Origin of the sequence: Blastomonas sp. (assembly GCF_041747255.1) — a bacterium.
Lineage (GTDB): Bacteria > Pseudomonadota > Alphaproteobacteria > Sphingomonadales > Sphingomonadaceae > Blastomonas.
Genome location: NZ_JBGTFM010000428.1, coordinates 1 through 13,481 on the forward strand (window position 1 = coordinate 1; position 13,481 = coordinate 13,481).

14 protein-coding genes and 1 tRNA gene are annotated in these 13,481 nt (G+C 60.5%); 8 read left to right on the forward strand and 7 right to left on the reverse strand.

What is annotated here, in order from left to right:
• From ACEW8G_RS14405 to ACEW8G_RS14420, 4 genes are all read right to left on the reverse strand, one after another.
• Positions 1-821: acyl-CoA dehydrogenase family protein (locus ACEW8G_RS14405; protein ID WP_373489095.1), on the reverse strand; the 821-nt coding region annotated here is incomplete at its 3' end.
• Between the two features lie 121 nt (positions 822-942).
• A complete protein-coding gene (locus ACEW8G_RS14410) occupies positions 943-2,157 on the reverse strand; it encodes an acyl-CoA dehydrogenase family protein (protein ID WP_373489096.1) in 1,215 nt (404 codons plus the stop codon).
• 137 nt (positions 2,158-2,294) lie between these two features.
• Positions 2,295-3,647 carry an NAD(P)/FAD-dependent oxidoreductase gene (locus ACEW8G_RS14415; protein ID WP_373489097.1) on the reverse strand — a complete coding sequence of 451 codons (1,353 nt, stop codon included), beginning with the start codon at positions 3,645-3,647 and terminating at the stop codon, positions 2,295-2,297.
• A 48-nt stretch (positions 3,648-3,695) separates the two neighbouring features.
• Entirely contained in the window at positions 3,696-4,178 is a 483-nt protein-coding gene (locus ACEW8G_RS14420) for a TspO/MBR family protein (protein WP_373489098.1), read from the reverse strand.
• A 142-nt stretch (positions 4,179-4,320) separates the two neighbouring features.
• Between ACEW8G_RS14420 and ACEW8G_RS14425 the strand changes: the two genes are divergently transcribed.
• Positions 4,321-5,952, forward strand: coding sequence for a leucyl aminopeptidase (locus tag ACEW8G_RS14425; RefSeq protein WP_373489099.1), 1,632 nt, complete (start codon positions 4,321-4,323; stop codon positions 5,950-5,952).
• A 21-nt stretch (positions 5,953-5,973) separates the two neighbouring features.
• Here the strand turns inward: ACEW8G_RS14425 and ACEW8G_RS14430 are convergent, their stop codons facing one another.
• Together ACEW8G_RS14430 and ACEW8G_RS14435 are read right to left on the reverse strand one after the other, a co-directional pair.
• Positions 5,974-6,507 (reverse strand): DUF4199 domain-containing protein, encoded by a 534-nt coding sequence (locus tag ACEW8G_RS14430; protein WP_373489100.1) that lies wholly within the window; start codon positions 6,505-6,507, stop codon positions 5,974-5,976.
• Between the two features lie 115 nt (positions 6,508-6,622).
• Entirely contained in the window at positions 6,623-7,039 is a 417-nt protein-coding gene (locus ACEW8G_RS14435) for a response regulator transcription factor (protein WP_373489101.1), read from the reverse strand.
• Between the two features lie 176 nt (positions 7,040-7,215).
• Here ACEW8G_RS14435 and ACEW8G_RS14440 point away from each other — a divergent pair, with 176 nt between their 5' ends.
• The 4 genes from ACEW8G_RS14440 (at position 7,216) to aguB (ending at position 10,405) form a co-directional block, all read left to right on the forward strand.
• Complete coding sequence (locus ACEW8G_RS14440) at positions 7,216-8,226, forward strand: agmatine deiminase family protein (RefSeq protein ID WP_373489102.1); 1,011 nt, start codon at positions 7,216-7,218, stop codon at positions 8,224-8,226.
• Positions 8,227-8,301: 75 nt separating this feature from the next.
• Positions 8,302-9,153, forward strand: a complete 852-nt coding sequence (locus tag ACEW8G_RS14445; protein ID WP_373489103.1) for a class I SAM-dependent methyltransferase — start codon at positions 8,302-8,304, stop codon at positions 9,151-9,153.
• 50 nt (positions 9,154-9,203) lie between these two features.
• The gene (locus ACEW8G_RS14450; protein ID WP_373489104.1) at positions 9,204-9,560 is read left to right on the forward strand and encodes a DUF3147 family protein; all 357 of its coding nucleotides are present in this window, start codon (positions 9,204-9,206) and stop codon (positions 9,558-9,560) included.
• Positions 9,557-10,405, forward strand: a complete 849-nt coding sequence (gene aguB, locus ACEW8G_RS14455; RefSeq protein ID WP_373489105.1) for an N-carbamoylputrescine amidase — start codon at positions 9,557-9,559, stop codon at positions 10,403-10,405. Before ACEW8G_RS14450 ends, aguB begins: the two co-directional genes overlap by 4 nt.
• On the opposite strand, the gene ACEW8G_RS14460 is transcribed toward aguB, so the two are convergent.
• Positions 10,402-11,061, reverse strand: coding sequence for a uracil-DNA glycosylase (locus tag ACEW8G_RS14460; RefSeq protein ID WP_373489106.1), 660 nt, complete (start codon positions 11,059-11,061; stop codon positions 10,402-10,404). The genes aguB and ACEW8G_RS14460 overlap by 4 nt on opposite strands.
• Positions 11,062-11,083: 22 nt before the next feature.
• Between ACEW8G_RS14460 and folK the strand changes: the two genes are divergently transcribed.
• The 3 genes from folK to ACEW8G_RS14475 all read left to right on the forward strand — a co-directional run.
• Positions 11,084-11,578, forward strand: coding sequence for a 2-amino-4-hydroxy-6-hydroxymethyldihydropteridine diphosphokinase (folK, locus tag ACEW8G_RS14465; RefSeq protein ID WP_373489107.1), 495 nt, complete (start codon positions 11,084-11,086; stop codon positions 11,576-11,578).
• Between the two features lie 92 nt (positions 11,579-11,670).
• A tRNA-Lys gene (locus tag ACEW8G_RS14470) sits at positions 11,671-11,746 on the forward strand.
• 442 nt (positions 11,747-12,188) lie between these two features.
• Positions 12,189-13,481: tyrosine-type recombinase/integrase (locus ACEW8G_RS14475; RefSeq protein ID WP_373489108.1), on the forward strand; the 1,293-nt coding region annotated here is incomplete at its 3' end.

The following is a 13,481-nucleotide window of genomic DNA, read 5'->3' on the forward strand; positions in this document are numbered from 1 at the left end:
TGATAGCTGCCGATGATCTTGCCGAACTGCTTGCGGGTCTTGAGATATTCGAGCGTATAGTCGATCACCGACTGCGCCCCGCCGGTCATTTCGGCCGCGTGGATCAGGCCCGCTGCCAGCTCGATCTTCTCGAGTGTCTCGCGGGTACGGGATGCATCGAACAGCGCGTCGGCCGGTAGGGTCACGCCGTCCAGGTTCACTTCATAACTGCGCGCGGTTTCGTCGATCACCGTTTCGCGGCGCAGCGCATTGGCGCCGAGCGCCGAGCGTTCGATCAAGGCAAAGCGCACCGCACCGTCAATCTTCACCGAAGCGATGATCAGTTCCGCGCTGTCCGCCCACAGGACCAGTTGTTTCTTGCCCGACAGTGTAACCGTGCCGCCGCTCTCGACCCCGGTAGCATCGATATTCGACAAGTCCCAGTCGCCGTTTGCTTCCCGCAAGGCGAGCGTTGCCGCGGTGCCCTCAGCAATTTTCGGCAGCCACTCGGCCTGCTGGGCTTCGGTGCCGCCAGCGAGCAAGGCCTGCGCCGCCAGGGTCGTCGAGCCGAATGGATTGCTCATCAGATTACGGCCCATCTGTTCGGCAATCGGGACGACTTCGGCCATCGACAGGCCAACCCCGCCGTGGGCTTCGGGTATCGCGATGGCGAGCCAGCCGAGCTCGCCGATTTCGCGCCAGATCGCGGGATCATAGCCAAGATCGTCGTCGATCAGCGAGCGGACCTTGTCGACCGGACTTTTGTCACGGCAGAAATTGGTTGCGACGTCCATCAGTTCGATCTGCTCTTCGGTGGTCCCGATTGTGCCTAGATTATCCATTATTTCCTCAATTCCCAAAGTGGCCGCTAGACCGTTCGTGGTGAGCCTGTCGAACCACATCTCTCGTCAAAAAATGTCCTTCGACAGGCTCAGGACGAACGGCTGCGTCAAGCTCCAAATTCTATCTCGTTTTAGGCAATCCCAGCGCGTGCTCTGCGACGATATTACGTTGAATTTCGGACGTGCCGCCACCGATGGTCGCCGAAAAACTGTTCAGATAGCTGCGGTGCCAATAGCCATTGTCGACCGCGTTCGGATCGTCCACGAAATAGCCGCCGCGCGTACCCTGAAAGCTCAGCGAAAACTCGGTGAGCTCGCGGATCAACTCGGTACGCGCCAGCTTGTTCATCAGCGCGAGACCCATCGGCCGGTCCTGCACCAAAGGCCCCATGCGGCGGCGCTGGTTATTGAGGTTCAACGCCTGGATATCCATCATGAATTCGACCATCCGGTCCTTCATCACCGGATCGTCGAGCAACGGCTTGCCGCCGCGCTGCGAATGGCGCGCCAGGTCCACCACGCCCATTGCATCGAGCTCTTTCAGGAAATAACCGCCCGCAAGATTGACCTTGGCACCGCGCTCATATTCCAGCGTTTTCATCGCAATTGCCCAGCCCTCACCTTCCTTGCCCATCAGGCAGTCGGCAGAGATGCGCGCATCGGTGAAGAAGCATTGCACGAAACCATATTCGCCGGTGAGCTTCTTGATCCGCCGCGTTTCGACGCCCGGCACCTTCATCGGCGAGAGGAAAAAGCTGAGCCCTGCATATTTGTTCGGTCCCTCGTTTGACGTGCGCGCGAGCAAGATCATGTATTTGGCGCGGTCGCCCAGTGAGGTCCATATCTTCGAGCCATTGAGCACATATTCATCGCCATCGCGCACCGCCTTCAATTGCGCATTGCCAAGGTCGGATCCATTTTCTGGCTCAGAAAAACCCTGACACCAGATGTCTTCTGCGTTTAGCATCCCCTTGATATATTTGTGCTTCTCATCCTCGGTGCCGATGTCCATGATCAACGGACCAGCCCAGCCGATACCGATGGCGTTAAGCATGATCGGACCGTCGTATGTCTTCATCACCTTGGTGGCGATGCGCTGGAAATCCGGGTGCAACCCGCCGCCGCCATAGTCCTTCGGCCAACTCGCGCCGAGATAGCCCGCCTCGTAAACCTTACGCTGCCAGTTGCACAGAAACTCGAACTGCTGGTCAGTGCTCACCTCCATAAAGGTCAGCGGCAGCATGAAACCTGGGTCCTTGGGGGTGTTTTCACGGAACCAGGCGTCGGCCTGCGCCTCATATTCGGCGAGTTCTGCGGCACTGGGGCGCGATGACATGGTGCTCTCCTGCTTTATCCGGCGATGCGCGCGGTTGGAGTCGCACGCGTTTAATCGTTCGGTTAAACAGGGGTATGGAAGCGCAGGCACGGATTGTCCAGAGCGTAAACAGAGGCGGACAAGCCCGCGCCCCCCCCTCAATGCAACTTCAGTTTGGGCCGCACGATCTGGTTCACATGGCCGATCACGATCAGCGAAAGACCCCGCCACCAGCCGTGGATGGCAATAAGGTGCATCCGGTAGAGCGACTGATATGCCCAGCGCGCCAGCCGTCCTTCCACCGCCATACGTCCGCCGACCAGATTGCCCATCAGACTGCCCACGGTCGAAAAGCGGCTGAGCGACACCAGCGATCCATGGTCGTTATAGACAAAATCCTTGAGCGGCTTGCCTGTTTGCACCCGGCAAAGATTATCAAAGATAAGGCTGGCCATCTGGTGCGCGGATTGCGCGCGGGGCGGGACGGGCCGTTCGGTGCCGGGCAGGATGCAGGACGCGCAGTCGCCGAGCGCGAAGATGCTGTCATCGAGGCTGGTCTGCAGCGTCGGGCGCACCACGAACTGGCTGAGGCGATTGAGCTCGAGATCGCTCATTTCAGTCACGCCATCCGCGCCCTTGACGCCTGCCGCCCAGACGATCAGGTCGGCGGGGATCAACTCGCCCTCCTTGGTCTCAACCTCATATTCGCCGACGCGCACGACCTGCGTATTCTCGCGCACGTTGACGCCGAGCTCCTCCAGCTCATGCCGCGCAACCCCGGCCAGCTCCGTGTCAATCTGAGGCAGGATGCGCGGCCCGGCCTCGACCAGCGTCACCTCAAGCTTGCTCTCGTCGAACACCTCAAGCCCATAATAGCGCAACGATTTGGCGGCATTGTAGAGCTCTGCAGACAATTCGACCCCCGTGGCACCGCCGCCGATGATGCAGATGCGCACCCTTGCCTCAGGGTTGCCGGTGTTGTGGGCATGGTTGGCGCGGATACACGCGTTGAGCAGCCGCTGACGGAAGCTGTCGGCCTGCGCGCGATGTTCAAGAAACTGGGCATGCTCGCGCACGCCGGGCACGCCAAAGTCGTTCGAAACACCGCCAAACGCCAGCACCAGATAATCATAGCGAATTGAATGCCGCCCAATCACTTCCTTGCCCTGATCGTCAATCAGCGGCGCCGTGACGATGTGTTTGGTTTCGCGGTTGATGCTCTCAAGCATGCCGTTGAAGAACCGGTATCCCCAACGCACCGCATGGCCACCATAGCCCACCTCGTCGAGATTGGCATCGAGCGAACCCGCCGCGACCTCGTGCAACAAAGGCTTCCAGATGTGCGTCAGATTGCGGTCGACCAGAATGATGTCGTGCGCCTTACGTCCGTACTTGGCACCCAGCCGCCGAACCAGCTCAAGCCCGCCTGCCCCGCCGCCGACCACGACAATCTGGATTTTCTGCTCACTCAAAACGCTTCCCCTGCTCTTGATGCGTGGCAGGGGTAACATAAAATTCGGGCAGGCAAAGCACTTTGCTGCATTGCAACAGCAAAACGCCTAAGCCTCTGCGACAAATGGCCGGTTGAGCTGCACAATGCGCAGGTTGAGGATCGCGGCAAAGCTGACCCAGACCAGATAAGGCACGATCAGCCAGCTGGCCAACACCGAAAATTCGCGCAAGACCAGGCACATAGACAGCACTGATGACCAGAGGAAAATGACCTCGATCAGCGCCCAATCAGGCCGTTTCCAGGTAAAGAACAGCGGTGACCACAACAAATGGCAGACAAAATTGACGCCATACAGCACAATGATTGCGATCCGGCCGGTGTCACTTGTCGCCCCATTCCACGCCAGTACGGCGGCCCAGGCGGCGAGCCCCAGAATGATTGTCCACGCAGGGCCAAACAGCCAGTCGGGCGGCTGCCAGCTCGGCTTTTTGAGGTTGCGATACCAGGACCCGATCTCGGTCAGCAGGCCACCTGCCCCACCAAGAATGACGGCCCAAGCTATGGCGGCGATGACGTGAGCGCTGAACATGCGCTTACAATGGCGGTTGCCGCAAGATATGGCAATGATGCAGTGCAACAATCATGCATTGCTCTTGCTGGACGCGATACAACATGCTGAAACATGCCGCGTAAGCAATCACAACTAAGCAATCACAACGGGGTCATATTCCATGTCAATCTATCGCCTTGCATCCACCGCCTGCGCCGTCGCGCTTGTTGCCAGTGCCGTCATGGTGTCGCCAGCCGCTGCGCAGACGCGCGCGACATCGGCTAACATCGCGCCCTCGTTGACGCTCAAGCCCGCGACGACGCGCTACCGCGACGTCAGCTTCTCCCGCGCGCCTGCCGCCAGCAGCGGCACTTTGGTGCTACCACTTTCCAGCGAAGCCGATATCGCGACCCGCGCCAGCACGCTCTCCGCTGCTGAGCGCGATGCGATAACGCGCGCACTTGCCGCCAGTGAATTTGATTACACTGGCAACGCCACGCTGTCGCTGCGCGGCATTGGCGGCTGGGACCGGATCATGGTCATGAGTATCGGCAAAGACATCGGTGCCGCCGCAATCCAGAAGCTGGGCACCATCGGCGGACGCGCCTTGATGAACGACAAAGGCGCGGTGACCGTGCTGGCGGGCGGCTTGCCTGCGCAAAGCGTCGCGGACCTGGCGACCGGCATGGGCATCGGTGAATACCGCTCCGATCTCTATCAGGCCAAGGCGCGCGAGGCAGTGCCGCTCGCCGCGACCACCATCATCACCGATCAGGTGGATGCGGCGCGCGCGCTTTATTCGTCGCGCGGCAAGGCGCTGGTCGAGGGCATGGCGTTCGCGCGTGACCTTTCGAACGAACCCGCCAATGTCATCTACCCCGAGAGCTTCGTCGATCGCACCCGCGCCGCCTTTGCAGGTGTTGCGGGGGTCACCATCGAGGTGCTTGATGTGCCCGCGATGGAACAGCTTGGCATGGGGTCGATCCTCGGCTCGGGTCGGGGCTCAGTCCGCCCGCCGCGGATGCTGATCGTGCGCTATACGGGGCGTGGTGCCTCCTCGAGCGAACCGGTGGTGCTCGCCGGCAAGGGCATCACCTTCGATACCGGAGGCATTTCAATCAAACCTTCGGCCAATTTGGGCGACATGAAATTCGACATGTCGGGCGCGGCAAGCGTGAACGGCGCAGTGCTGGCGCTCGCCAAGGCGGGTGCCCCGGTCAATGTCGTCGGCATCATGGCGCTGGTTGAGAATATGCCCGATGGCAACGCTGCGCGCCCCGCCGATGTGCTGCAGGCGATGAATGGCAAGACAATCGAGATCATCTCCACCGATGCCGAGGGGCGCCTGGTGCTCGCCGATGCGGTGGCATATGCCGATGCCAGGCTCAACCCGGCGGTGATCGTTGACATTGCAACGCTGACCGGTGCCATCGTGACAGCGCTGGGCGATGATTATTCAGGGCTGTTCAGCCGCCACGACGCGCTCGCCGACCAGTTGCTGAAGGCGGGCGATGCCAGCGGCGATCTGTTGTGGCGGATGCCGCTGCACCCCAGCTATGCCGAGGACACCAAGTCGACCATCGCCGATATCAAAAACACCGGCCAGGGCGGCGCGGGTGCAGGCGCCGGCGCACATTTCATCGGCGCATTTGTGAAGCCCGAAACCCCTTGGGCGCATATCGACATCGCCGGCATGGCATGGAGCGGCGCGAACGACCTCAAACCCGCAGGCTCGTCCGGCTATGGCGTGCGCCTGCTCGAACAATTCGTCCGCGATTTCCAGCCGGTGCCCAAGGTGGCCGGCGACGAGTAACCAGCGGGCCCTGCGTCGCCTTCACCTTGCGGTGCGGGCGGGCAGGAACCGGCTGTTGCGCAGGAGGGCCGCAGCGATCAGCGAGACCACCAGGCCCACAGGCAGAATCTCGAGAAATGTGACCCCCATCCGCAGCAGCGGCTGATCATAAAGGGAACGCATGTCGTTGAGGCTTTGCGTCAGCGCGGCGATCTCGCTTGCAGATGCGCCTTCCGATGTCTTGGCCGCTAGGGTTGCCTGCGCATAATCATCGATGAACGTGTAATTGCTCGACCACAGATAGCCTTCCCAGCCGATGACATAGACCGCGCTTGCCACCCCCGCGATGCCCATGCCCAGCCCGAAGGCGGTGCTGAAGCGGATGACACCGCCTTGTTCAACATCGCGGTAGCGTTTGACCGCTACGAATATGAGGCTGAAGGCCACAAGCATGATCAGATAGCCGATCATCAAGCCGCCGCTGCCACCGTCAGTTCCCAGCGCCAGTCCGATAATGATGCCCGCCACAACCAGCCCGCCAGCTGCAGTGCCATATCCGAATATCATGCGTGTCATGCCTTACCCCCTCCATGTCTGAGACTTGCCGTGCTGGCGAGTCGCTGAAAAGCTGGATCAGAAATCTGGCGGGCGCCATCGCCCAAAAGGGTGATTCAGCCGTATTCGACCCAAATCATGGTAGAATCCGCAGTTCGCGGGCGCGAGCAATCGCGTGTGTCCGCCGGGGCGCGTCCAGCTTTTCAAACACATGCGCGACGTGGGTTTTCACGGTGTTCGGTGAGATGCCGAGCGTGCGTGCAATCTCCTTGTTCGCCTGCCCCTGCGCAATCAGATCGAGCACTTCAAGCTCACGCGACGACAGCCCCAGCGCCATGACCGCCCGGTCATTGCGCCTGAACGGGCCTGTAGTCTGGCGCTGCTCGAAGAGCCGAGCACCCGCCCATAGCCCCAGCCCGGCAAACAACAGCGCAATCAAAGCGATATAAGCATCAGTGCCGAACGTGCGCATGGCATGGCGATACTCCAGCCATTCCAGCAGAAATGCCGCTGCAGCAAGGATCAGGGCATAGGGACCGAGCACACGCAACATGATGAGATTTCATCATGATTTGTTGATCGGCACAAGTGCTAGAACTACTTTGGCAATAGCGCGTTTCCAAAGTTTGGTTTAACGGCTCAGCATTCCCACAAAACCTTTCATACCGTCAATATGTTGACATTAAAGTAACATCGAACTGGCCAAGGTTTCAGTTTAATGAGGCAAGCATGACAATGGGTTTTTTTCTCCCCGAATGGTCGCCCCAGCAGTGGCTATGGGTCGGTTTTCCGCACCTCGCTGATGAGTGGCCGGGGTTTCTTGAGGCCGCGCGGGCCGAGATCGCTGCCTTTGCGCGAACGGTAACTGAAAGCGGGCAGCCGGTGCGACTGGTGTGCCGGGATGCAGACAATGCTGCGTTGGCGCGCGTGCTGGCTGGCGATGCGGTGGATATCCGCGTCCACAGCTATGGTGACATCTGGCTGCGCGATACAGGGCCGTTGGTCGTTGTCGCGCCCGATGGCAAACTGCGCGCGCAACGCTTCGGCTTCAACGGCTGGGGCGGTAAATATGTCATGCCCGGCGATACCGAAATTGGCGGCGCGCTGGCGGGCGAGGCCGGTTTGGCTGCGCACACTGCGGACTGGGTGCTGGAGGGCGGCGCGATTGACGTCGATGGCACCGGGCTTGGCGTGACCACCGAGCAATGCCTGCTCAACCCCAACCGCAACCCGCACCTGACTCGCGCCGACATTGAAGCGCGCCTGCGCCGTGACCTGGGTATCGAGCGGCTGCTGTGGCTGGGCGACGGGCTGATCAACGATCATACCGACGGGCATGTCGATAATCTCGCCCGGTTCGTAGGTCCGGGAACATTGGCGGTGCCGGTGGCATCGGGCGAAGACGACCCCAATGCAATGATCTACGCCAATGCCAAAACACGCGCGGAGGACTTTGGCCTGACGGTGGTGCTAATCCCCTCCCCCGGGCGGATCGAGCGCGCTGATGCGGAGGGCAATGTCATGATCCAGCCTGCCAGCCACATGAACTTTGCCATCACCAACCATGTGGTGATCGTTCCGGTCTATGGCACAGGATATGAGGGTGCGGCGCTTGATGCACTTGCCCAGTGTTTTCCCGATCGCAAGGTCATCGGCCTGCGCGCAGATGCAGTGCTTGCCGGGGGCGGATCGTTTCACTGCGCCAGCCAGCAGATGCCCTGCCCCCCAGCGGCTGATTGATTGCCGCTTCGTGCTGGCCTATACCCACATCAGCACACCTCCCAACCCGCATCATAACCACAAGAGGATAGCCCCATGCGCAGTTTGATACTCATCGCCTTGCTCGCTGGCACGACCATGGCCTGCACAGCCAGCAACCAGAGCGCCGGTGCCGAAACCGCCGCCGCTTCGGCAGCAGCAGCAAGCATTGACACCGTGCTCAACTCACCCATTCGCGGCGCAGACAGCGCGCGTGACAGGTATCGCCACCCGAAGGAAACATTGGCGTTCTTTCAGGTCAAGCCCGACATGGTGGTCGCCGAATATGCGGCAGACGCTGGCTGGTATTCGAAGATCCTCGCACCGCTGTTGGCAGATCGAGGCAGGTATGTCGCGCTCGGCGTCTCGCCGGTGGCGACCAGCTTCAGTGCGGATCGCAAGGCCGCGTTGACCGCATTTCCCAATACCTATCCAGCGCGCGCCGCCACCGCCACCGGCATAGCCGCTGACAGGATTGCAGCCTATTCCACTGCGTCCGTTCCCGCCGGGATGAAGGGCAAGGTTGATCGCGTCCTCATTTTCCGCATGCTCCACAACATGAACCGCTGGGGCATTCTGGGCAGTGAACTCGATGCGATGCACGCCCTGCTCGCCGATGATGGCATGATCGGCGTGGAGCAGCACCGTGCCAAGGCCAATGCGCCCGCCACCTATGTCGATGGCTCCAAGGGCTATCTCAAAGAGGCTGACGTCATTGCGATGTTCGAAAAGCATGGTTTTGAGCTCGCTGGCAAGAGCGAGATCAACGCCAACCCGAATGATACAGCAGATTACCCGAACGGCGTGTGGACGCTGCCTCCGAACTATGCGCTGAAAGATCAAGACAAGGCGAAATACGCCGCCATCGGCGAATCCGACCGCATGACGCTGCTGTTCAGAAAGAAGTAAGCCTCGCTTGGCCCTCCTTTATGATAAAGCGAGGGCCAGGAGGAGCAGATATGACTGCCTTTGTTGTTCGCGCTGTAATTTCAGGGATATTGGTGGCGATCATAGCCACAGTGGCGCGCCGCAGTCCCGGATTGGGCGGCTTGATCGCCTCCATACCCCTGGTGTCAACGCTGGGCATGATCTGGCTGTGGAACGACAGTGGCGACAGGCTGGTGGTCGCCAACTATGTTAGTGCTGCTTTCTGGTTCTTGCTCCCTACATTGCCGATGTTTTTACTGATCCCTTGGCTGCTTCGGGCAGGTGCCAATTTTTGGCTTTCACTCGCGGCAGGCTGCGGCCTGACAATCGTGCTTTACCTGATCATGATCGCGATTCTGCCCCGTTTCGGAATAAATCACACGATATGACCAACATCACCGTCGCCGCCCTTCAACTTGAGCTGAATGCCAGCGAGGCCGAGAATATCGAGGCGGTGAGCGATTTGGTCGCGCACGCCGCTGACAAGGGCGCGAACATCATCCTGCCCCCTGAATTGTTCGAAGGGCCTTATTTCTGCCGGGTGGAAGACGAAGCCTTGTTCGCCACGGCCCTACCGACCAATGAGCACCCCAGCGTGCGCGCGATGGCAAAGCTCGCGCGGCAGCTTGGCGTCGCCATCCCCACAAGCTTTTTCGAGCGTGACGGTCCGCATCATTACAACTCACTGGCCATGATAAGCCCTGATGGCGAGATCATGGGGGTATACCGCAAGAGCCATATCCCCGACGGACCGGGCTATGAGGAAAAATACTATTTCCGTCCGGGCAACACCGGCTTCAAGGTCTGGAATGTGTGCGGTGCCCGCATCGGGGTCGGCATCTGCTGGGATCAATGGTATCCCGAATGCGCGCGGGCGATGGCGCTGATGGGGGCGGAACTGCTGTTCTACCCCACCGCGATCGGCTCAGAGCCCTATGACGCAAACCTCGACACCAGCCGCATGTGGCGCCGCGCAATGCAGGGCCATGCGGTCTCGAACTGCATGCCGGTTATCGCCAGCAACCGCATCGGGGCCGAAGGCGACCAGACATTCTATGGCCACAGCTTTATCGCCAACGAATGGGGCGACCTGATCCTCGATTATGGTGCAGGCGAGGCCGGCGTTCTGGTCGCGACGCTCGATCTCGATCAGGCGCGCAGGCACCGCGCCGGCATGGGCTTTTTCAGGGACCGCAGGCCCGATCTTTACCGGCGGTTGGCTGAGGACCTTTAGGTTTTTCCCTGCAACGCCAACGCCTTTGCAAACACATCCTCGAACATCGCCGCTGTCAGCCGCCCGGTATTGGTGTTGTAGCGGCTGCAATGATAGCTGTCGATCAGCACCCTGCCCGCGCCAAGATCATGCACTGCGCTGTGACCGAACGGATGCGCTGCCAGCCGCAGCCCCATATGCCGCGCAAAGCTGTCGTGCGCGATCTTGCCGAGTGCGATGAACACGCGAAGGTTGGGCAGCGCGGCAATCTGGCCGCTTAAAAATGCGCGGCAGGTATTGATCTCCTGGGGCGTTGGTTTGTTCTGCGGCGGCAGGCATTTGACCGCGTTGATGATCACTGCGCCGTTCAGCGTCAGACCATCATCCACTCGCGCATCATATTGCCCTGCGCTCAAGCCGAATTTGGCAATCGTCGCAAACAGCAGGTCACCCGCATAGTCGCCTGTGAACGGCCGACCGGTGCGATGCGCCCCATGCTTGCCCGGCGCGAGTCCGACTATGCCCAGCCACGCCTGTGCATCGCCAAAAGCGGGTACAGGCGCATTCCACCAATTGGGATATTCAGCGCGGCATTCCTCTCGCAACGCCACCAGGCGTGGGCACAGCGGGCAACCGTGCGGCGGTTCGGTCTGCGGAATGGGGCTTACGCTGATCATGGCCACGCGCTAGTCGCTGGCCATGGATGAGGCAATCCATCACGATTATCTGATCGCGCTGGGATCGAACCGGCGGCACCATCTTGTCGGCAGCCCGGCGCGCGTGCTGGCGGCCGCGCTCATTGCGCTGGCTGCAGAAGATATCGATGTGCTTGCCGCCTCGCCGCTTGTCACAACACGCCCTATTGGACCCTCCCGGCGCAGCTACATCAACGGCGCGGCTGTTATCCGCTGCGGGCTTTGGCCCGATGAGCTGCTGACGCTGCTCAAGCACATTGAGGCCAGCTTCGGCGCGCGCCGCGGCCAGCGCTGGGCAGCGCGCACGCTCGACCTCGACATCATTTTATGGTCCGGTGGACGCTGGCAAAGCCGCGCCCCAGACCTTGTTGTGCCGCACCGGCTGTTTCGCGAGCGCGGCTTCGTTCTGGGTCCCGCGCGTGTTGTTGCCCCGGGTTGGCGCGATCCATGCACACGGTTGACCATCCGCCAGCTTCACACGCGGCTCACGCGGGCTTGACCCCATGCCGATGCCCGACTAGGGAGGCGCGCGCACAGGGCAAAACACGCCCGCCGCCATCCGACGTCTGCATGCCGCAGACGCCCCAAACCGGGCCCTTAGCTCAGTCGGTAGAGCAACTGACTTTTAATCAGTAGGTCGCTGGTTCGAACCCAGCAGGGCTCACCATTTTGTTTGGATCGCTCAAATGTAATTCTGAGCTATCTGCGCAGGCCCAAGCGCGCGCACAGCTGTTGGGGCAGGCGTCGGTTTATTGACCGGTTCAGACGTTGAGCCACGCGGCAAAACAGCTTGGCGTCCGATTGTCGGGCTGGCGTTGGCGTTGTGATAATCGGATGATTACATGCCAGCTTTATGCCAGACCGCAGCACACCATCGACCGCTGCGTGAAACAACATGGTGCGCCCGACAGGATTCGAACCTGTGGCCCCCAGATTAGGAATTTGAGGTTTTGCTTGTTCTTTGCGATTATACGCAGCGAGCATCAGTGAAAACTCTTGCAATCCCGTGCTTCTGTCGGTTACATGCGGATAGCTGATATTCGATATGTTCGAAATCCGTGATTACTGCGTGATTACCCAAACGCCTTGCAGGATCCTCAAATGCCTAAATGCAAGATCACAAAGGAAGCTTCGACGCCCTCTCTCCGTGCGATGATACCGCATACTTATGGGATACCGAGATCGTTGGCTTTGGGTTGAAGCTCACCCCGACCGGTCATCGATCCTATCTGTTGCAATATCGTCCCGGCGGACGTGGCACCCCTACCCGTCGCATCAAGATCGGCGACCATGGCGAGTTGACCCCTGACCAAGCCCGCAAGACCGCAAAGGCGCTGCGCGCTCAAGTGACACTTGGGATCGATCCAGCTGAGACCAAGCGCGCCGAGCGTCAAGCCGCAGCCGATGTACGCAGCGCCGCTGCCGAGGCCGAACGGCTGGCTAAGACACTGCTGGTCTCGACACTGGTTGATGATTGGATCAACGCACTGCGTGCGGCCAGCGACGCGACCGGCAAGCCCCGTCCCCGCACCGTCCAGTTCTATGCCAGCACCGCCCGTAAGCATGTTGTGCCCAAGATCGGTGACAAGTCCCTGCCCGATGTCACCAAAGCCGATTTCAAAGCCATGTTAAAAGACGTGCCGGTTGGCAGTCAGGCCTTGCGCCGGAACGTCTATGCCACCGTTTCTGCGCTCTGCACATGGGCGCGCCACGATGCTGAGTTGATCGCGATCGATCCGCTGGAGGGAGTGAAGGCACCCAAGGCAGTGACGGCGCGCGATACGGTTCTATCCGATGACGAGGTCTATGTCGTCTGGCAGGCAGCGCACGGCCTGCGCCCGGTGCATCGCGTGTTCTATCGCCTGCTGATCTTGACAGGCCAGCGACGCGAGGAAGTAGCGGGCCTGCAATGGCCGGAACTGGACCGCGCCGCCATGCTCTGGACGCTGCCAGCCGGGCGCGCGAAGAATGGCGAAAAGCACCTCGTCCCCCTCTCGCCCATGGCCGTTGCTCAGCTTGACGTGATCGGCGGCACCAAATGGCCAAGGTCGGGCCCGGTTCTATCTCTCGACGGCAAGCGGTCGATCGCGGGCTTTTCAAAGCTACGCAAGGAACTGGACGCCGAAATAGTTGCCGTGATGGCCGATATGCCCGACGCTCCCGAGTTGAAACCATGGCGCCTGCATGACTTGCGCCGCACCTTGGCAACTGGCCTGCAGGCACTCGGAGCGCGGTTCGAGGTCACAGAATCGGTTTTGAACCATGTGAGCGGGTCCAAGGCTGGCGTGGCTGGCATTTACCAGCGGCACGATTGGGCAGTCGAGAAGCGCGAGGCGCTCAACGCATGGGCCGACAAAATTTCCGCCTTGGTTGCGATGCGATCAGGCGACAACGTGATTCCG